The sequence below is a fragment of the Micromonospora sp. CPCC 205546 genome (genome assembly GCF_036902715.1).
GTDB lineage: Bacteria > Actinomycetota > Actinomycetes > Mycobacteriales > Micromonosporaceae > Micromonospora.
Window position 1 is genome coordinate 12599 of sequence record NZ_JBAKHL010000077.1, and the last position, 18086, is coordinate 30684.

Annotated in this window: 18 protein-coding genes and 1 pseudogene; 7 read left to right on the forward strand and 12 right to left on the reverse strand. The window is 73.3% G+C overall.

Annotated elements, in window-relative coordinates; translation table 11 throughout:
- Positions 1-18: 18 nt before the first annotated feature.
- A complete protein-coding gene (gene glnA / locus V6U77_RS25640) occupies positions 19-1368 on the reverse strand; it encodes a type I glutamate--ammonia ligase (RefSeq protein WP_334609276.1) in 1350 nt (449 codons plus the stop codon).
- A gap of 220 nt (positions 1369-1588) precedes the next feature.
- On the opposite strand from glnA, the gene V6U77_RS25645 reads away from it, so the two are divergent.
- From V6U77_RS25645 to V6U77_RS25655, 3 genes are all read left to right on the forward strand, one after another.
- Entirely contained in the window at positions 1589-3349 is a 1761-nt protein-coding gene (locus V6U77_RS25645; RefSeq protein WP_334609259.1) for an NAD+ synthase, read from the forward strand.
- A gap of 135 nt (positions 3350-3484) precedes the next feature.
- Positions 3485-4330, forward strand: a complete 846-nt coding sequence (panB, locus tag V6U77_RS25650) for a 3-methyl-2-oxobutanoate hydroxymethyltransferase (protein WP_334609260.1) — start codon at positions 3485-3487, stop codon at positions 4328-4330.
- A 111-nt stretch (positions 4331-4441) separates the two neighbouring features.
- Positions 4442-5056: a hypothetical protein gene (locus tag V6U77_RS25655; protein ID WP_334609261.1), complete on the forward strand. Its 615-nt coding sequence runs from the start codon at positions 4442-4444 to the stop codon at positions 5054-5056.
- 21 nt (positions 5057-5077) lie between these two features.
- On the opposite strand, the gene npdG is transcribed toward V6U77_RS25655, so the two are convergent.
- The 4 genes from npdG to V6U77_RS25675 all read right to left on the reverse strand — a co-directional run bounded on the left by npdG (position 5078) and on the right by V6U77_RS25675 (position 8670).
- The gene (gene npdG / locus V6U77_RS25660; protein WP_334609262.1) at positions 5078-5776 is read right to left on the reverse strand and encodes an NADPH-dependent F420 reductase; all 699 of its coding nucleotides are present in this window, start codon (positions 5774-5776) and stop codon (positions 5078-5080) included.
- Between the two features lie 230 nt (positions 5777-6006).
- The gene (locus tag V6U77_RS25665) at positions 6007-7440 is read right to left on the reverse strand and encodes an RNB domain-containing ribonuclease (protein WP_334609263.1); all 1434 of its coding nucleotides are present in this window, start codon (positions 7438-7440) and stop codon (positions 6007-6009) included.
- Between the two features lie 65 nt (positions 7441-7505).
- Positions 7506-8390, reverse strand: a complete 885-nt coding sequence (locus V6U77_RS25670) for a histone (protein WP_334609264.1) — start codon at positions 8388-8390, stop codon at positions 7506-7508.
- Positions 8391-8466: 76 nt separating this feature from the next.
- A complete protein-coding gene (locus V6U77_RS25675; protein WP_121400897.1) occupies positions 8467-8670 on the reverse strand; it encodes a hypothetical protein in 204 nt (67 codons plus the stop codon).
- 590 nt (positions 8671-9260) lie between these two features.
- Between V6U77_RS25675 and V6U77_RS25680 the strand changes: the two genes are divergently transcribed.
- Together V6U77_RS25680 and V6U77_RS25685 are read left to right on the forward strand one after the other, a co-directional pair.
- The gene (locus V6U77_RS25680) at positions 9261-9758 is read left to right on the forward strand and encodes an NUDIX hydrolase (RefSeq protein ID WP_334609265.1); all 498 of its coding nucleotides are present in this window, start codon (positions 9261-9263) and stop codon (positions 9756-9758) included.
- Positions 9751-10587 carry a nucleotidyltransferase domain-containing protein gene (locus V6U77_RS25685; protein ID WP_334609266.1) on the forward strand — a complete coding sequence of 279 codons (837 nt, stop codon included), beginning with the start codon at positions 9751-9753 and terminating at the stop codon, positions 10585-10587. The genes V6U77_RS25680 and V6U77_RS25685 overlap by 8 nt, the downstream gene beginning before the upstream one ends.
- Before the next feature lie 130 nt (positions 10588-10717).
- On the opposite strand, the gene V6U77_RS25690 is transcribed toward V6U77_RS25685, so the two are convergent.
- The 5 genes and pseudogenes from V6U77_RS25690 to V6U77_RS25710 all read right to left on the reverse strand — a co-directional run.
- Positions 10718-11689: a hypothetical protein gene (locus V6U77_RS25690; RefSeq protein ID WP_334609267.1), complete on the reverse strand. Its 972-nt coding sequence runs from the start codon at positions 11687-11689 to the stop codon at positions 10718-10720.
- A complete protein-coding gene (locus tag V6U77_RS25695; protein ID WP_334609268.1) occupies positions 11686-12018 on the reverse strand; it encodes a PadR family transcriptional regulator in 333 nt (110 codons plus the stop codon). Before V6U77_RS25695 ends, V6U77_RS25690 begins: the two co-directional genes overlap by 4 nt.
- 65 nt (positions 12019-12083) lie before the next feature.
- Positions 12084-14174, reverse strand: a complete 2091-nt coding sequence (locus V6U77_RS25700; protein ID WP_442934510.1) for an amylo-alpha-1,6-glucosidase — start codon at positions 14172-14174, stop codon at positions 12084-12086.
- A gap of 3 nt (positions 14175-14177) precedes the next feature.
- Positions 14178-14537 (reverse strand): SCP2 sterol-binding domain-containing protein, encoded by a 360-nt coding sequence (locus V6U77_RS25705; protein WP_334609269.1) that lies wholly within the window; start codon positions 14535-14537, stop codon positions 14178-14180.
- 102 nt (positions 14538-14639) lie between these two features.
- Positions 14640-15380 (reverse strand): annotated as a pseudogene (locus V6U77_RS25710) (class I SAM-dependent methyltransferase); the annotation flags it as partial.
- A gap of 351 nt (positions 15381-15731) precedes the next feature.
- On the opposite strand from V6U77_RS25710, the gene V6U77_RS30110 reads away from it, so the two are divergent.
- Positions 15732-15887 carry a CPCC family cysteine-rich protein gene (locus V6U77_RS30110; RefSeq protein WP_442934511.1) on the forward strand — a complete coding sequence of 52 codons (156 nt, stop codon included), beginning with the start codon at positions 15732-15734 and terminating at the stop codon, positions 15885-15887.
- Positions 15888-16003: 116 nt separating this feature from the next.
- On the opposite strand, the gene V6U77_RS25715 is transcribed toward V6U77_RS30110, so the two are convergent.
- A complete protein-coding gene (locus V6U77_RS25715) occupies positions 16004-16918 on the reverse strand; it encodes a maleylpyruvate isomerase family mycothiol-dependent enzyme (protein ID WP_334609270.1) in 915 nt (304 codons plus the stop codon).
- Between the two features lie 30 nt (positions 16919-16948).
- The gene (locus V6U77_RS25720; protein ID WP_334609271.1) at positions 16949-17266 is read right to left on the reverse strand and encodes a tyrosine-type recombinase/integrase; all 318 of its coding nucleotides are present in this window, start codon (positions 17264-17266) and stop codon (positions 16949-16951) included.
- A 93-nt stretch (positions 17267-17359) separates the two neighbouring features.
- On the opposite strand from V6U77_RS25720, the gene V6U77_RS25725 reads away from it, so the two are divergent.
- The gene (locus V6U77_RS25725; protein ID WP_334609272.1) at positions 17360-17833 is read left to right on the forward strand and encodes a hypothetical protein; all 474 of its coding nucleotides are present in this window, start codon (positions 17360-17362) and stop codon (positions 17831-17833) included.
- Positions 17834-18086: the final 253 nt, after the last annotated feature.

The window sequence follows — 18086 nt, forward strand, 5'->3', positions numbered from 1 at the left end:
AGCCCGGCAGCCCTCGCCCTACAGCGACAGGTAGCGCTGCCGCTCGTAGGGCGTGACCTCGCGGCGGTACTGCTCCCACTCCGCCCGCTTGTTGCGCAGGAAGAAGTCGAAGACGTGCTCGCCGAGCACCTCGGCGACCAGCTCGGAGCCGGCCATCACGTCGATCGCCTCGGAGAGGTTCTCCGGCAGCGGCTCGTAGCCCATCGCCCGGCGCTCGGCGCTGGTCAGCGACCACACGTCGTCCTCGGCGCCGGGCGGCAGCTCGTAGCCCTCCTCGATGCCCTTCATCCCGGCGCCGAGCAGCACCGCGAAGGCCAGGTAGGGGTTGGCCGCCGAGTCCGGCGAGCGGACCTCGACGCGGGCCGAGTTCGGCTTGCCGTAGGCGGGGACCCGGACCAGCGCGGACCGGTTCAGGTGACCCCAGCAGACGTACGCGGGGCTCTCGGTGACCCGGTCCGGCAGCGCCTGCGGGAACAGCCGCTTGTAGGAGTTGACCCACTGGTTGGTGACGGCCGTGTATTCCCGGGCGTGCACCAGCAGCCCGGCGATGAAGGCTCGCGCCACCTTGGACAGCTTCATCGGGTCGCCGGCGTCGTGGAACGCGTTGCGCTCGCCCTCGAACAGCGACAGGTGGGTGTGCATGCCGCTGCCCGGCTGGTCGGTGAACGGCTTCGGCATGAAGGTGGCCTGCACGCCGGTGGAGAGCGCCACCTCCTTGACCACGTGCCGGAAGGTCATGATGTTGTCGGCGGTGGTGAGCGCGTCGGCGTAGCGCAGGTCGATCTCCTGCTGGCCGGGGGCCACCTCGTGGTGGCTGAACTCGACCGAGATGCCGATCCGCTCCAGCGCCAGCACGGCCTGCCGGCGGAAGTCGCGGGCCACGGCGTGGGTGGTGTGCTCGAAGTAGCCGCCGGTGTCGACCGGGACGGGCACCGAGCCGTCCATCGGGCCGTTCTCCAGCAGGAAGAACTCGATCTCGGGGTGGGTGTAGAAGGTGAAGCCCTTCTCGGCCGCCCTGGACAGCGCCCGGCGCAGCACGTGGCGCGGGTCGGCCCAGGACGGGCCGCCGTCGGGCAGCAGGATGTCGCAGAACATCCGCGCGCTCTCGCCGCTCGCCCCGCCCTCGAACGGGAAGACCTGGAAGGTGGTCGGGTCGGGCATGGCCACCATGTCGGACTCGAAGACCCGGGCGAAGCCCTCGATCGCCGAGCCGTCGAACCCGATGCCCTCCTCGAAGGCCGCCTCCAGCTCGGCGGGGGCCACCGACACGCTCTTGAGCGTGCCCAGCACGTCGGTGAACCACAGCCGGACGAACCGGATGTCCCGCTCTTCCAGCGTACGGAGGACGAACTCCTGCTGACGGTCCACTTCCACCCCTCGCGACACCTTGCGCACCTGCGACCGGGGTCGACCCGGCCTGACCGACCAGTCTCCACCCGCCTCGTTACGCCGACGTTACGCGACCGGCCGGCGGGCGTCCCGCCGTGTCCCGCGGCTCGCGCCGTGGCCGTGGTGCCGCCGCTGGCCGTGCCGGGCATGCCGCCCCGCCCGCCGTGTCGGGCCCGCGGGGCTGGGGCAAGATGAGGACATGCCCACCCTGCGTCTCGCCCTGTGCCAGGTCAACCCGACCGTCGGTGACCTCGCCGGCAACTCCGGCCTGGTCCGCGACTGGACCCGCCGGGCCGCCGACACCGGCGCCCAGATCGTCGCCTTCCCGGAGATGGTGCTGACCGGCTATCCGGTCGAGGACCTGGTCTTCCGGCGGTCCTTCGTCGCCGCGTCGAAGGCCGCGCTGGAACGCCTCGCCGCCGACCTCGACGCCGACGGGCTGGGCACGCTGCCCGTGCTGGTCGGCTACCTCGACGCCGACGGCCCGCCGCAGGTCAGCGGCGACGCCGAGCCCGGTCGCGGCGCCCGCAACGCGGCGGCCCTGCTGCACCACGGCCGGATCGTCGCCACCTACTTCAAGCACCACCTGCCCAACTACGGCGTCTTCGACGAGGACCGCTACTTCGTCCCCGGGGACGCGCTGACCGTCGTGCGCGTCGGCGGGGTGGCCGTCGCGCTGACCATCTGCGAGGACCTGTGGCAGGCCGGCGGCCCGTTCGCCGCCGCCCGCCAGGCCGGGGTCGGCCTCGTCCTGACCATCAACGGCTCGCCGTACGAGCTGAACAAGGACGACGTCCGGCTGCCGCTGGTGCGCCGGCGGGCCGCCGAGGCCGGGGCGACCGTCGCGTACGTCAACATGGTCGGCGGGCAGGACGAGCTGGTCTTCGAGGGCGACTCGATGATCGTGGGCGCCGACGGCACGCTGCTCGCCCGCGCCCCGCAGTTCGTGGAGCACCTGCTGGTGCACGACGTGGAGCTGCCGGCCGCCGGTGAGCCGACGGCGGCGGACGAGGTGCTGGCGGACGGAATGCGCGTGGTGCGGGCCGAGGCCGGGGACATCCCGCCGACGCCCGCCGGGCCCGCCGCCACCGGCGGGACGATCGCCCCCGTCGCCGACGAGGCCGAGGTCTGGCAGGCGCTCGTGCTGGGCCTGCGCGACTACGTGAACAAGAACCGGTTCCCCTCCGTGGTGCTGGGCCTCTCCGGCGGCATCGACTCGGCGGTGGTGGCCGCGCTGGCCGTCGACGCGCTCGGGCCGGACCGGGTGGTCGGCGTCTCGCTGCCCAGCCAGCACTCCTCCGAGCACAGCCGGGAGGACGCGGCCGAGCTGGCGAAGCGGACCGGGCTGGACTACCGGGTCGAGCCGATCCAGCCGATGGTGGACACCTTCCTGGCGAACATGTCGCTCTCCGGGGTCTCCGTGGAGAACCTGCAGGCGCGGGTACGCGGGGTGATCCTGATGGCGCTGTCGAACCAGGAGGGGCACCTGGTGCTGACCACCGGCAACAAGAGCGAGCTGGCGGTCGGCTACTCCACCCTCTACGGCGACTCGGTCGGCGGCTTCAACCCGGTCAAGGACGTCTGGAAGACGCTGGTCTGGCGGCTGGCGAAGTGGCGCAACGCCGACGCCACCCGCCGGGGCGAGACCCCGCCCATCCCGGAGAACTCGATCGGCAAGCCGCCGAGCGCCGAGCTGAGCCCGGGCCAGCTGGACAGCGACACGCTGCCCGACTACGACGTGCTGGACCCGATCCTGATCGGCTACGTCGACGGCGACCTGGGCCGCGACGGGCTGGTCGAGTCGGGCCACGACCCGGCCGTCGTCGACCGGGTGCTGCGGATGGTGGATACCGCCGAGTACAAGCGCCGCCAGTCGGCGCCGGGCGCGAAGATCTCGATGAAGGCCTTCGGGCGGGACCGGCGGCTGCCGATCACGAACCGGTGGCGCGAGGACGGCTGAGCAGGGTCGCTCCCGGGCCGGCGACGGCCCGGGAGTGACATCCTCCACTGCGCTCTGCCGCCGGCCGGTCGTCGGATGCGACGATCGCCGCGGAACCCGGGGACCGCGTACGCGGCCTCGAGGAAGGAGAGAGTCATGGTGGAGTCCACCCCGTCCGAGGTGACCGCCCTCTACGGCGGCCCGGCCACCCGGCGGGTACGCACCCGCGACCTGGTCGCCGCCAAGGAACGCGGCGAGCGGTGGCCGATGCTCACCTCGTACGACCAGTACACGGCCTCGATCTTCGACCAGGCCGGCATCCCGGTGCTGCTGGTCGGCGACTCGGCGGCGAACAACGTCTTCGGCTACGAGACGACGGTGCCGGTCACCACCGAGGAGCTGCTCCCGCTGGTCCGCGCGGTGGTCCGGGCGACCCGGCACGCGCTGGTCGTCGGCGACCTGCCGTTCGGCTCCTACGAGGAGGGCCCGACGCAGGCGCTGCGCACCGCCGTGCGGTTCATGAAGGAGGGCGGCTGCCACGCGGTGAAGCTGGAGGGCGGCCGGCGCTGCGCCGCGCAGATCGCCGCCATCACCGGCGCCGGCATCCCGGTGATGGCGCACGTCGGGTTCACCCCGCAGAGCGAGCACGCCATCGGCGGCTACCGGGTGCAGGGGCGCGGCGACGCGGCCGACGACGTGCTCGCCGACGCCCGGGCCGTGGCCGAGGCGGGCGCGTTCGCCGTGGTGCTGGAGATGGTTCCCGGCGAGGTGGCCAAGCGGATCACGGCGGAGCTGCCGATCCCGACCGTGGGCATCGGCGCCGGCGCGGACACCGACGCCCAGGTGCTGGTCTGGCAGGACATGGCGGGCCTGCGTACGGGCCGGGCGCCCCGCTTCGTGAAGCGCTACGCCGACCTGGCAGGTGCCCTGACCGACGCGACCCGGCGCTTCGCCGACGAGGTCCGCGGCGGCGACTTCCCCGCCGAGGAACACACCTTCTGAGGCCGGTCGGCCACCTCCCGCCCGGACGCCGCAGGACCGGCCTCCGGCGGGCGGCGGCCGGCGGCGGGCGAGCCCTTCCCACCCGCGAGCCTCGTGGCCGACAATCGTCCGGTGTTCGACTTCGGCATCCCCGGCTACCAGCCGTCCTGGTTGCGCGCGCGGCCCGACATCGAGACGACGCACGGCGCCCGGCTCGCCGCGCTGGCCGGCCGTACGCTCACCCACGTCTGGCTGGTCTGGGACCTGGACGAGGACGAGTGGTTCGCCGACTGTCCGGTGCTGCTGGACTTCGCCGGCGAGCAGGTCGAGGTCAACCACCAGAAGTTCGACGATCTCTCGATCACCTGGAACTCGGTCCGCCCGGTCGGCCCGGTCACCTGGCTCGCCACCGACGATCTCCGGCTGGCCTGGCGTGCCGAGCCGCTGCCCGGGTTGGCCGCCCTGCCGGGCCGCCGGTTACGCGAGGTCGCGCTGTTGGAGTGGCGGGGCGCAACGGGCGACCTGGCCAACGGCAGCCTCGCACTCGGCTTCGCGTTCGCCGACATCGAGCTGGTCGTCCACAACGGCCTGGACGAGAACGCCCTCACCGTCGGTCCTCCGGACCCCCGCTACCGCCGCCACCCGCTCGGACGCGCGAACAGGCCGTTGGCTCCTGTCCCACCAGGCGCCGCTTCAGATCTTGGTAGGAGCATGCCCCTGGAGGGGCCGTTTCCCACCAAAATCTGAAGCGGCGGAGGTGGCCCGCCGTCAGAGGTCGGTGACGCGGATGCCCGCGTGCGCCTTGTAGCGCTTGTTGATGGCGATCAGGTTGGCGGTGAACGCCTCGATCTGGTGGGCGTTGCGCAGCCGGCCGGCGTAGATGCCGCGCATGCCAGGAATCCGGGCGGCGAGCGCGGCGACCACGCCGACCAGCTCGCGGTCCTCGGTGCAGATCAGCACGTCGAGGTCGATCCGGTCGATCTCCGGGTCGGCGAGCAGCGGCGCGCTGACGTGGTTGAACGCGGCGCAGACCCGGGAGTCGGGCAGCAGCGCGGCGGCCTGCTGCACGGCGCTGCCCTCGGCGACCGTGAGCGCGTACGGGCCCTGCTTGTCGAAGCCCAGCGGGTTGACGCAGTCGACGACGATCTTGCCGGCGAGCGGCTCGGCGAGCGCGGCGACGGTGGCGGCGTGCCCGTCCCACGGCACCGCGACGATCACCACGTCGCTGCGCCGGGCCACCTCCTCGTTGCCGGCGCCGGTCACCCGGGCCTCGGCGGACACGCCGGGCAGGGCCGAGATCTCCTCGGCGGACTGGGCGGCCCGCTCGGCGGACCGGGACCCGATCAGCACGGTCTGGCCGGCCCGGGCGAACCGGTAGGCGAGGCCCCGCCCCTGGTCGCCGGTGCCGCCGATGATGCCGACGGTCAGCCCGGACACGTCGGGCAGCGTGCTCGCGTCGTAAGCCATGCCGCCATCCTCGCAAACCCTTCGGCCCACCAGCAGCGGTGGGCGCTGTGACAATCCCCGCTGCCCACCCGCCGCCCGGCGTGCCGTAGCCCGCGGCGACGGGGGTGCGGCCGTTGCCCCGGCCCGACGCGGCGACACCGGCCGGCGGGACGGGAGCGCGGCGGGACGGAAGCGGGGCGCGGCGGGACCGACCGGCAGGGCGGAAGTGCGGCGCGGCGGGCCGGGGCGCGTCAGGCCAGCTCGAAGGCCACCGCGCGGGTGACCGGGTCGGCGGTGACCAGCCGGACCCGGACCCGCTCGCCGAGCGGCAGCTCGCCCAGGCAGCGGGCGCGCACCGGCGGGTCGTCCAGCGCGACGGTGCCGCCGGGCGGGCGGCCCGCTCGGGCCTTGCCGTCCGGGGCCGCGTCGACGTCGAGCACCGCCGCGTCGAAGCTCTCCCCCACCCGGTGCTCGAGCAGCACCGCCTCGGCCAGCTCGATCGCGCCCCGGCTGGCCGCCGAGGCGGCGCGGTCGGTCGTGGCCATCACCTCCGGCAGCCGGGGCAGCGCCGCGCGGGCCCAGTCGGGCACCGCCCGCCCCTCGTGCAGGGCCAGGCAGACCTCCGTGGCGTACCGGTCGGCCAGTCGCCGCAGCGGCGCGGTGACGTGGGCGTACGCGGCCGCGACCCCGCCGTGCTCGCGCTGCTCGGGCGGCGTGCCGTCGAAGGCCGTGTACGCGGCGCCCCGCATCAGCTCGGCGGCCTGGTCCACGAAGGCGGCGGCCCGGGGCTGCGACGGGTCCAGGCCGGCGATCACTTCGCCGGGGCCGGCCCCGTCCGGCCAGTGCACGCCCAGCGGGGCGGCGGCGGCCCGCAGCCGCGTCACCGCCTCGGACTTCGGCGCCGGCATCGTACGCAGCAGGCCGATGCCCCCGGCGAGCATGAGGTCGGCGGCGGCCATCCCGGTCAGCAGCGAGATCTGGGCGTTGTGCTCCTCCATCGGCGCCGGCCCGCGCAGCACCAGCCGCCAGCCGTCGCCCTCGGCCTCCACGTCCTGCTCGGGCAGCGGCAGGTTGATCGCTCCCCGGCGCAGGCCGCGCGCGGTGAGCAGGGCCCCGATCTCGGGCAGCAGGGCGATCGGGTCGGGCAGCCGGCCGGTGTCGGCGGCCGCCTGGACCCCGACGTAGTCCAGCTTGGCCCGGCTGCGCACCAGCGCGCGCTCCAGCGTGACCCCGACGGTGTCGCCGTCGGCGTCCAGGTCGATCGTCCACACCACGGCGGCCCGGTCGACGTCCGGCAGGAGGCTCGCCGCGCCCTCGCTGAGGGTCTCGGGGTGCAACGGCACCGTGCCGTCGGGCAGGTAGACGGTCTGCCCGCGCCGCCAGGTCTCCTCCTCCAGCGCGCCGCCGGGGCGGACGTGCGCGGCGACGTCGGCGATCGCGTACGACACCCGGTAGCCGCCACCGGGGCGGCGGGCGAGGTGCATCGCCTGGTCGAGGTCGCGCGAGGCGGCGGGGTCGACGGTGACGAACGGGATGTCGGTGCGGTCCGCGGCGGGCCGGGGCGGCGCGGCCGCCGCGGCGTCGGCCTCGCGTTGCGCCGCGGCCGGGAACCCCTCGGGCAGTCCCAGTTCGCGGCGCAGCGCGCCGAAGTCGATGCGGGGTGCGAGTACGCGTCGGATCACCACGGGGTCAATCCTGACAGTGTGGCGGATGATCCGCTTCCCGGCGAGCGCCGTCCACCGCGTCGCGGTCAGCCGGTCGCCCTGCGCGCGTTCGCCCGCACGCCCCGGGGAGCGGTGGCCCGGGCGGCGGTCGTCGGGGCGGGTGCCTTGCTGGCGGTGACCTTCTTGGCCGGCGCCTTGGCGACGGTCGTCTTCTTCGCCGGGGCCTGCTTCGCCGCCGCCTTGCGGGTGGTGGCCGAGGAGGTCGCGGTGGCCTTCCTGGCGGGGGCCGTCGTCGCGGCGGCCTTGCGGGTGCCGCCGGTGGGCCGGGTCGCGGCCGTCTTCCTGGCCGGCGTCGTCTTCTTGGCCGGCGTCGTCTTCCTGGCGGTCGCCTTCTTCGCCGGCGCGGTCGCCGCCGTCGTGGTCTTCTTCGCCGCCGAGGTGGTGGTCTTTCCCGCCGCCGTGGTGCTCTTCTTCGCCGCCGAGGTCACCTTGCGGGCGGGAGCGGTACCGCCGGCGGGCGCCTTCTTCGCCGGCGCGGTCGCCTTCCTCGCCGTGGTGGCGGCCTTCGTCGCCGCCTGCCGGACGGGTGTCTTCGCCGAGGTCGTCTTCTTCGCCGTGGTGCTCTTGGCCGCCGCCGTCGTCCGCTTCGCCGCGGCGGGAGCCTTCTTCGCGGCGGTGGCGGTCGTCTTCTTCGCGGTGGCGGTCGTCTTCTTCGCCGCGGCGGCGACCCCGGTCGCCGCCTTCTTCGCGGGGGCCTTCTTCGCGGGCGCCTTGGCGGCGGTGGTCTTCTTCGCCGGGGCGCGTCCCGCACCGCCCGTCGCCTTCTTGGCCGGTGCCTTCTTCGCCGCCGTGGTCGTGGCGGACGGGCGCGCGGTCCGCGTCGTGCCCGCGGTCCGCTCCGCCGCGGCGGTCTTCCTGGCGGTCGTACGTCTGGCAGCCGGGCGGGTGGTGGCCTGCTGTGCTTCGGCCATCTCGGTTCCCTTCCTGGGGAGGTGCTCTCGCCCTCGCGGAGCACCAGGTACCTCGGCGCGGGCCATCCCGCGCCGCCTATCTGTCCTCCCCGGCCCAGCGGGCGTCCTCGGCCTCCCACGCGTCGTTGCGCTCCCGCACCGTCTGCAGGGCGTTCTCCGCGTCGGCGGCCGAGGCGTACGGCCCCAGAACGTGCCTGGCGGGGCACACGTCGGCGTCGGTCTCGACCCGGTGGTGCCGGGTGCACCAGTAGAAGTGCCCACCGCTTCCGCTGTCGCTCATGGGATCACTGTGCACCGCGAACCACCCGGCCGCCACCGGAACACCACAAGTCGCCGATGTTCTCCACAGTAGACGTGCTTCTGTCGTCAGGGGCTGGAACTGCGAAAACAGGGCTGATCGGGTGCGCGGTGCCCATCCCGTCGGCCCGCGACGGGGCAGCCGCGGGGTGGGCCCGTGCTGTCCCGGCTGCTGTTCGGTGCGCACCTGGTCCTGCTCAGTGTCGCGCTGCGGGACAGCCAGCGCGCCGAGTACCTGGCCGACGAGCTGTCGGCCCGGGTGGCCGGGTCGGCCGGCGCGACCGGCCTGCTGGACGTCGCGCTGGCGAGCGGGTCGACGGCGCTCGCCGTACGCCGGGAGGCGCGGGCCGGGCACGGCGCGGACCGTTGGCGGGCAGCGGCGGCCGAGGCCCGGGCGGCGGCGGAGGCTGGAGAGCCGGCCCGCGCGCGAGGCGGCGGTGGTGCTCACCGAGGAGCGGATGGCCCGCATCGACGCCGAGTTGGCCAGGGAGTACGCCCGGGTGGCCCGGGAGATCAGCCTGTCGGGGTGACGCGGGGCGATCCGCCGGACGAGGAGCGGGTTAGGGTCGCCGGATGGGCGTTCCGGACCACATCCTGCGGCTGCGCGAGCGCGTCGGCCACGACCTGCTCCTGCTGCCGAGCGTGAGCGCGGTGGTGTGCAACGACGCCGGCGAACTGCTGCTCGGCAGGCGCGCCGACGACGGGCGTTGGTCGGTGGTCAGCGGCATCGTCGAGCCGGGCGAGCAGCCGGCCACGGCAGTGGTCCGCGAGGTGCGGGAGGAGACGGGCCTGGAGGTCGAGCCGGTCCGCCTGAGCAGCGTCGTGTCGCACCCGCACACCTACCCCAACGGCGACCGCTGCGAGTTCTTCAACCTCGGCTTCCACTGCCGACTGGTCGCCGGCACCGCCCGGGTCAACGACGACGAGTCGGTGGCGGTGCAGTGGTTCCCGCCGGACCGGCTGCCCCCGCTGGACCGCCACGCCCGGCTCACCCTCGCGCACGCCCTCGGCACCAGCGCGAGCGCGTGGTTCCTGCCCGCCGGGACGCCCTGGGCCGAGTCCGATGACTGACCTCGACCCGCCCCTGCGCCGCTACCTCGCCGACCTGGTCGCCGCCGCCCGCGACGTCCTCGGCGACGACCTCGTCGGGGCGTACGCGGCCGGCTCGGTCGGGCTGGGCGCGTACCAGCCGGGGCGCAGCGACGTCGACGTCGCGCTGGTCTGCGCCGACGCCCTCGATCTCGGGCGCAGGCAGGAGCTGGTGGCGCGGTTGCGGCACGAGGCGCTGCCCTGCCCCGCGCGTGGGCTCGAGTTGGTCGTCTACCGGCGGGAGGTCGCCCGCTCCGGCACGCCGGAACCCGGGTTCGAGGTCGAGCTGAACACCGGCGCGCGCATGCCGTTCCGGGCGACGTGGGCCGCCGTCGACCGCCCCGCCCGGGACGGCCTGTTCTGGTACGGCCTGGACCGCAGCATCCTGCACCAGTGCGGGTACGCCCTGCTCGGACCGCCGGCAGCCGAGGCCTTCGCCGACCTCTCCCCCGCCGACCTGCGCCGCCTGCTGACCGACGCGCTGCGCTGGTGGCTGGCCCTGCCGACCCCGCCCGGCGACGGTCCCGCCCCGGGAGCCGAGGACGCGGTGCTCGGCGCCTGCCGGTCCCTGGTCAGGTTCCGCCACGGCGTCTGGCTGTCGAAGGTCGACGCCGGCCGCAGGCTCATCGACGACGGCCGGCCGGCCGAGGCGACCGCCGGTGGCGCGGCTGCCGACCCGACCGGCGACGCGACCGACGACCTCGTCGAACGGTCGATCGCGGCGCGGGCCGGCGGCCCGCCGCCCAGCGGTCCCGAGGCCCGCGCCTTCCAACGGCAGGTCCTGGCCGAGATCGCGGCCGAGGCGGCGTGAGCGACGGCCCGGGGCATCGCGGCCGAGGCGGCGTGAGCGGCGGCCCGGGGCGAGGCGGCTGCGGCTGCGTACCCGGCCGCCGTACCGCGCCTGCCTCTCGACCGATGGTCCGGGCGGACCGGCGGGCGGATCAGGACGGTCCGACGACCGGGCTGGGCGCGACGACGTCGGCGGTCGACGCGGGTCGTTCCCGCGCGGCGCGGATCGCCCAGGCCAACGCGTAGGGAGTGCAGGCCAGGTAGAGCAGCGGCTCCAGCAGGACGGCGTCGGTGATCAGGAAGATCTCCTGCCCGGTCGGGCCGGGCAGGCCGAGCGCCGAGCCGGTGTAGCAGGCGAGGAGCCACAGCGGGGCGAAGGCGGGGTCCACGCCCTGCGGCACCCCGTCGACGGCGGTCCCCGGGCCCGTCGGAACGTGGCTCAACACGGCGAGGATCGTCGCCAGGTCGGCGACGACGATCGCGCCGAGCACGCCGACGCACCAGGCGAGTCGAACCCGGCCGCGCCCGGCCGTCCCCGTCGTCACCCGCAGGACCAGGGCCAGGCCGGCGAGCCAGAGCACCAGCCCGGGTGCGACGCGGGCCAGCGCGTCGGAGTCGTCGAGCACGGCGTATCCGGCCGCCGCGAGGGTCAGCGCGACGGGAGCCACGATGCCGAAGGACACACGCCAGCCTCCGGAGGGCGCGCCGCCTCGAGCCAGCCGACGCGCGAACACGGCCAGCCCCACCGCTGCGCAGAGGGTCACGACGGTGGCGATCGGCAGTTGCAGGTCGAACGCCCACCCGACCCGCCAGCTCAGCCACTCGACCACGACGTTCATCGCGAACAGGCTGACCAGCACCACCCCGACGCATGCCGACGGGGCGAGCAGCAGCGGAAGGGTCGTCCGGAGCAGCCTGCGGGCGATCGGCGCGCGGTCCGCGACGTCGACGCCCGAGCGGCGGGCGGCCAGGCTGGCGGCGAAGCGCAGCATCCGCAACCGCTGCCCCCGCTCCGCCAGCACGTGCAACTCGGCGGCCCACTCCCGGCCCAGGTCGGCGCGGATCTCGACCGGCCAGCGGCGCCGCGCGACGGCGAGCAGCAGCTCTGCGGCCCGACGGCTCACCACGCCGGTGCCCCGATGGGCTCGATGCCGCCGACGGACGGGCGGGGGTCGGGAGCCAGGGCCCGCAGCTCGGCGAGCGCGCGCCGGGCGGCGGCCGCCCCCTGCCCCGTGAGCCGGTAGTAGCGGCGCGCCGGCCGGCCCACGCTGGACGGATCGATCGACTCCCAGTCGGCGGTGACCCACCCCGCCGTCTGGAGCCGGCGCAGCACCGGGTAGAGGGTGCCGCTGGGCAGCTCCGTCGCGGCCATCAGGTCCAGCCCGTAGCGCTCGACGTCGGGCTCGGCCAGCATCGCGGCGAGCACCCGCGCCACCGGAATCGTGATGCGCATGACCAGCACTATATCGGAACTCTACATAGGGGTGCCCGGTCGGTCTCTCCGACCGGCGTCCTGCCTCACTCCACCGAGGATGCCGGGTGGTGGCCGTCGTCGGGTGCCGGCTGGCTCGGGCGGTGGCGGGCGAAGGCGTCGACCCTGCCCCACCGGCCGGGGATGTCCAGCAACGCGATCCGGTCGAAGGCGGGCGGCAACGCGGGGTTCACGGCGAGATGGTCCTCGTGCGGATCGATGCCGAGCATGGTCCGGATGAGCAGCGGGCACGCCCCGCTGGACCACGCCTGGGGGCTTCCGGCGGTCGGATACCGCACCGGGTACCGCGTGACGTGACGGTCGAATCCGCCGAAGGCCTCGGGCAGCCGGCCCTGGAAGTAGGTGGCGGCGTCGATGATGCCCTCGGCGATGCGGCCCGCCTCGGCGGCGAAGCCGTAGCGGCGCAGACCCCAGGCGATGAACGAGTTGTCGAACGGCCAGACCGTGCCGTTGTGGTAGCCGAGCGGGTTGTAGCGGCGCTGCCCCTCGGCGAGGGTCCGCACCCCCCAACCGGAGAAGAGCGCCGGGCCCATCAGGTGCGCGGCGACCCGCCCTGCCCGCTCCGGCGGCACGATACCGCTCCACAGCAGGTGCCCGATGTTGGAGGTGAGGCTGTCGACGGGGGTTCCGTCGTGGTCGAGGGCGAGGGCGTAGTAGCCACGGTCGTCGAGCCAGAAGTCGCGGTTGAAGCGCTCGTACAGCGCCGCCGCCTCGCGTTCCAGCCGGTCGGCGTACGCGGGGTCGTCCCAGAACGTACGGGCCAGCCGGGCGGCGCGGATCTTGGCGTCGTAGGCGTACCCCTGCACCTCGCAGGTGGCCCTGGGGAAACCCGGCAGCCGCCCGTCGGCGTAGGAGATGCTGTCCCAGGAGTCCTTCCAGCACTGGTTCTCCAGCCCGGTGACCTGGTTGCGCCTCTCGTACCAGACGTAGCCGGTGGAGGTCAGGTCCGCGTACTCGTCGATCCACGCCAGGGCCGCCCGGGCCTCCGGTTCCAACTCCCGCACCAGCGCCGCGTCGCCGCTCCAGCGCTCGTACTCGTCGAGCAGCACCACGAACAGCGGCGACGCGTCCACGGTCCCGTAGTAGGGCGAGTGCGGCTGTTCCTCGAACGCGGCCGACTCGCCGTAGCGCAACTCGTGCAGGATCCGGCCGGGGTCCTCCTCCAGCACGTGGTCGGTCCGGGCGCCCTGGAGCGAGGCGAGGATCCGCAGGGTCGGCGTGGCCAGCGACGGGGTGACGGGCAGGGTCTGCAGACAGGTCAGCAGGCTGTCCCGGCCGAACAGCGTCATGAACCAGGGCAGCCCGGCCGCGGGCACGCTCGCGCCGCCGAGCGACAGCGGAGCGAAGCGGAGCGCCGCCAGATCCACCAGGCTGCGGTGGTACACCTCCCGCAGGGCGCCGTTCTCGGTGTCGAGCGTCGGGGCCGCCGCGAGCCAGGCCCGTACGCTCTCCGGCAGGGTGTCCTCGTCCGGGCGCCGCGCCCGGACGGGGGCACGCAGGTCGACGCCGTCCGGGCGCAGCGCCCGCATCACCACCCGCAACTCCGTCGACCACCGCTCTCCCGGCCGCAGCCGAGGGGTGAACCGGAGGCCGGTGGGGTCGAAGGTGGCCGGCTCGCTCGCCGAGACGGACGCCTCCCGCCGGAACGTGCCGCGCCGGTAGCCCAGGCGCAGCTCTTCCGGACCGACGTGGGTGTAGTGGCTGCCGGCCTTGTCGCGGATGTCGAACTTGATGTCGAAGATGTCGGCGAAGTCGGCCGCCACCTCCCACCGGACGTCGAGCTCGACCTCCTCCTCGCCGTAGTTGAAGATCGTCAGCAGCTCGGTCATGTCCGCCCCGATCCGCCGTCGCCGGATCGCCGACATGTCGGCCTGCACGTAGTCCACCTGCCCGCCCGGCACCACGAAGAACGCCACCTCGTAGTACTGGCTGTCGTCCACCGACAGCGCGGTCAACCGCTCACCGTTGACGGTGAGCACCCACCGGGACAGGAACCGGGTGTCGGCGGCGAACAACCCGACCGGAGTGGCCGCAGACGCCTCCACGTCGCCGCTGGTGTCCGAGACGATGAAGGTGCTGCCGTCGATGCACGACACGGTGCCCGCGATGTCCTTCACCGGTCACCTGCCACGATCGGGGAGGGCTCGCCGGGAGTCGGGTGGCGCCGGGAACAGCCGACCGACCCGTAGCGCCAGGCCGAGGTCCCCGTCAACCTGGATCTCGCCCCGGGCGATCCCGGCCAGCCCGTTCATCTCGCCCCGCGACATCGCCTCCGCGACCTCGGCGGACACCGTGATCACCGTGCCGGCCGGGCCGTCGTCCCGCGTGATCCGCAGGCGCCCATGATCGATGTCGAGCAGCCACCGCTCCACCTGGTCCCCGTCGCGGATGTCGAACCGGACTCTGCCGTGCACCTTGCACAGCCGTGGCTCGTGGCCAACGGCTGCCAACTGCTCGAAGAAGGCACCGGTCGCCGTCATGGGGCCTCCCCGCCGCTTGTCAGGAGCGCCCGCCGACTACCCGCCGTACGGGACCTTTAACTCCCCGGATGATGGCACCTCACGACCGGGACACGGACGGGATCAGGCGACGAGCAGGCGGAGGCCGAGTTCCGCGGCGTCGAGGTCGACGAGTTCGCGGTTGCGCTCCGCCCAGCGGCCCGAGGCGAGATCCTCGCGGAGGCTCCGTACCGCCCGCCGCTCGGCGTCCGGCCCGACCCTGGCCCAGACCGACACTCCGCGCCGGACGTTCTCGTCCAGGTATGCCTCCGGTCGGCGCCAGTACGCCTCGAAGAAGCCGTCGACGCAGTCCCACGGGACGGGCACCGGCTCCGTACGGGCACCGATCGCGCCGGCCAACTCGGCCAGCGAGGGCCGGTCGGCAACGAGGTCCGCGACCTCAGGCAGGTAGTCGCGGGTAAGCCAGAATCGACTCAGCCATCCCGTCTCACTGGTGTCGTGCGTGAACACCACCACGCGGCGAGCGACGCGCCGCATCTCGCGCAGGCCCGCGATCGGATCCTGCCAGTGATGGACGGTCGCGAAGGCCATCGCCGCGTCGAAGGACCGGTCGTCGAACGGCAGGCTTTCGGCAGAGCCCACCAGGCACGGCGACGCCCCCGCAAGTCGCTGCGAACGCATGAGCGCCGACGGTTCCACCGCGAGGACGTAGCGGTCGGTGGGCTCGTAGGAGCCGGTGCCGGCCCCGACGTTCAACACCGTCCGCGCGTCGCCGAGCGCAGCCCAGACCCTTGCGGCGATCCGCGGTTCGGTGCGCCGCGTCTCGGTGTACGTGGCTCCGATGGTGTCGTACAACTGCGCGCCGGACATGTCGCCGCCCCTCTGGCCGTCACGATCCCTGCATCGCCCACGTGGCCTGGCGCCCATGCCCTGGACGCCCTGTCCCGTGGGCTCCATTCGACCACACCAGCCGACCATTGATCGAGCATCGACTATCCGCCGTTCCGCCGTTGCGCCAGGCTGCCCGGCCGGCGCGACCGCCCGCCTGGAACCACCTCGCCAGCGGTACGCGGCTGCTGGAGAATCGGGCCGTGCAGCACGAACCCGTACCACGCGGCCCCCCTCGACGCCCCCTCGACGCCGGATGAAGAACTCCTCCGCCGACGGGTGGAATGGTTCCATCGCTACACCGCCCTGAAGAACGTCGTCGCCCCGGTGCGCGAGTGCCCCTACACCTGCCCGTGCTGCGGCCATGCCACGCTCTCGGAACGAGGCTCCCACGAGATCTGCGACGAGTGCTGGTGGGAGGGGACGACGGTCAGGACGATCACGACAGCGCGGTCGTCAGGGGCGGGCCGAACGGCCGATTGAGCCTGGACGACGCCCGGGCCGAATACGTCCGCAAAGGTAAGGTGCCGCAGCAGCCGCCGCAGGCCGTCGCCAGGCCGTCAGGCGTCGCAGGCGCGAAGATCACATGTCGTCGGTTGTCACACGGACGGGTCCCAGGCGGCGAGCTGATCGAAGATACGACGGTCGCCTTCGAACTTCAGCGACTCCAGCGGTATGCGGCCGTAGAAGAACAGGACCAGGTCGCTTGCCGTGCCCCGGGCGGAGGCGTCGGCCGTTTCGGGATCCGCGTCGGCAGCGGGCGTGAAGCGGGCGACCTGTGCCCCGTCGTGGGAGAGCCGAAGGCGCCAGGATTGGCCCTCGGTGGCGTGGTAATCGACGATGGCGGGGTCGTGCGGCCAGGCGACCGTGGTCGCGCAGACGGTGAACTGGCAGTCGTCGAAACCGTCGAGGGCGACCTCGTCTGGTAGCGGCTGCGGAGCACCCAGGGTGAGCTGGGCGTCGTAGGTGTACACCGCGATCTCGGGGACCTGTCGCCGCGCCCAGGCACCAGAGGTTTGCGGTGACGGCGAGTCATCCCACCACGTCCAACACCTGCGATCCGGGCCGGCCTCACGCAGCGCGCTCGTCAGGTGCTCGATGGACTCGGTCCACCAGGCCAGCAGCGCCTCGCGTTCCCGAGGCGCACCCATGCCGTCGTCCCAAGCCGACTTCTCTGGGGGCGCGTCTGCCGGCCCTGCGGCGACGATGGCGGCTGATTTGCGGCGGGCCATGCCCACGTGTTGCACAAGATCGAACAGCGTCCGCTCGGGATGGGTCGGAACCTGCATGTCGAGGCGGGGCGCGGCGGCGACCGCGGCGCGGAAGGCGGCCGACCGTTCGTTGATCAGCCGCAGATGATCAGGGAACGTGAGAATTTTATGCACCCGGCTTTCTACCACTGTTCTCCAACGACCGGACAGCGAATTTCGCAACCGATCGCGCCAGCCGCCCTGGCACTGATACGTGCCCTTGTGTGACGCGCGGAAAGCGACATCCGCGACGTGAAAAACCACTTGCGCGGCGCTACCCGACTAGCTCGTAGATCAGTCTGTGGACGAGGGTTCTTGGAAAAGATCGTCGATTGCGCGGCGGGTACGTTCCTCGCTGGCCGGCATCAGGTGGGTGTAGACCCGGAGCGTGAAGCCGGGGTCGGAGTGCCCGAGGTACGAGGCGAGGGCCTTGATGCTCTCCCCCGCGTCGAGCAACGCCGAGGCGTAGAAGTGACGCAGCGCGTGCGTCCCGGTCACCCGGGTCGGGACGATGCCGGCCGCCCTCACCACAGGACGCCAGCTCTTGTCGTCGAAGGTGGCCAGCTTGATCGCACCCCGACGGGTGGTGGTGAAGATCAGTGGCACCGTCATCCGCTCCCTTGCCGCCGACAGCCGCCGGGACACCGCCCCACGAGGTGCGGTATCGGATTGCCAGGTGACCAGGAAGCCTGAAGCATCCACCGGGTGGACATCGTCGCTCAGTGGGTCCGCGTCTCCTGGACCAAGCAGTCACGCGGAGGCCACCACGCCGCCCGCCGCAACGCCCTACCTACGTCGTTCACGCTGCCGCAGCACCATGCGCCCCTCACCCACGAAGTCACGATGCACGAGCACGACGGCTTCCAACCAGTCATCTCCCTGCACTTCGACGCACCTTCCTGCGATGCCGTCCAACTCCGCCACACCGAGGACCAGGTCCGCGTCGAGCTGATCCCGACGGCTTGGGGCATGCCCCGCCGACACCGCCGCCCGCCAGCCGTACGCCTTCCCCGAGGCCAATGGCTGCGCTGGCAGATCAACTACCGCTTCACCCACCACTGCACCGGAAATTGGCTCTACCGCCTCGACACGCTGAACATCGCCCACGGCCCCGTGCCCGTCGGTGTCTTCCTGACCGAACCACATCAGAGCATCGATGAACGGGCTTATCTGCGCTGACCGCAGCCGTCACACGGCGATACGGAAGCCGGCGGGGTCGGCCTGGTGGCGTGGTCCGGGCTTCCGGCTGCCGCGCCAGTCCAACCCCGGGACTGAGCCCCGCGCTCAGGGCGTCTCCAGGGCGTCAGGGCGCCCCCAGGCCGCCAAAACCGGGGCTGTCTCGCTACAGATCTTGAATGGTCAGGTTGTGTCGGGTTCGAGTGTCAGTCCGGTGTGAGCGAGGAACCCGTCGAGTAGGTCGGTGCGGTACTGG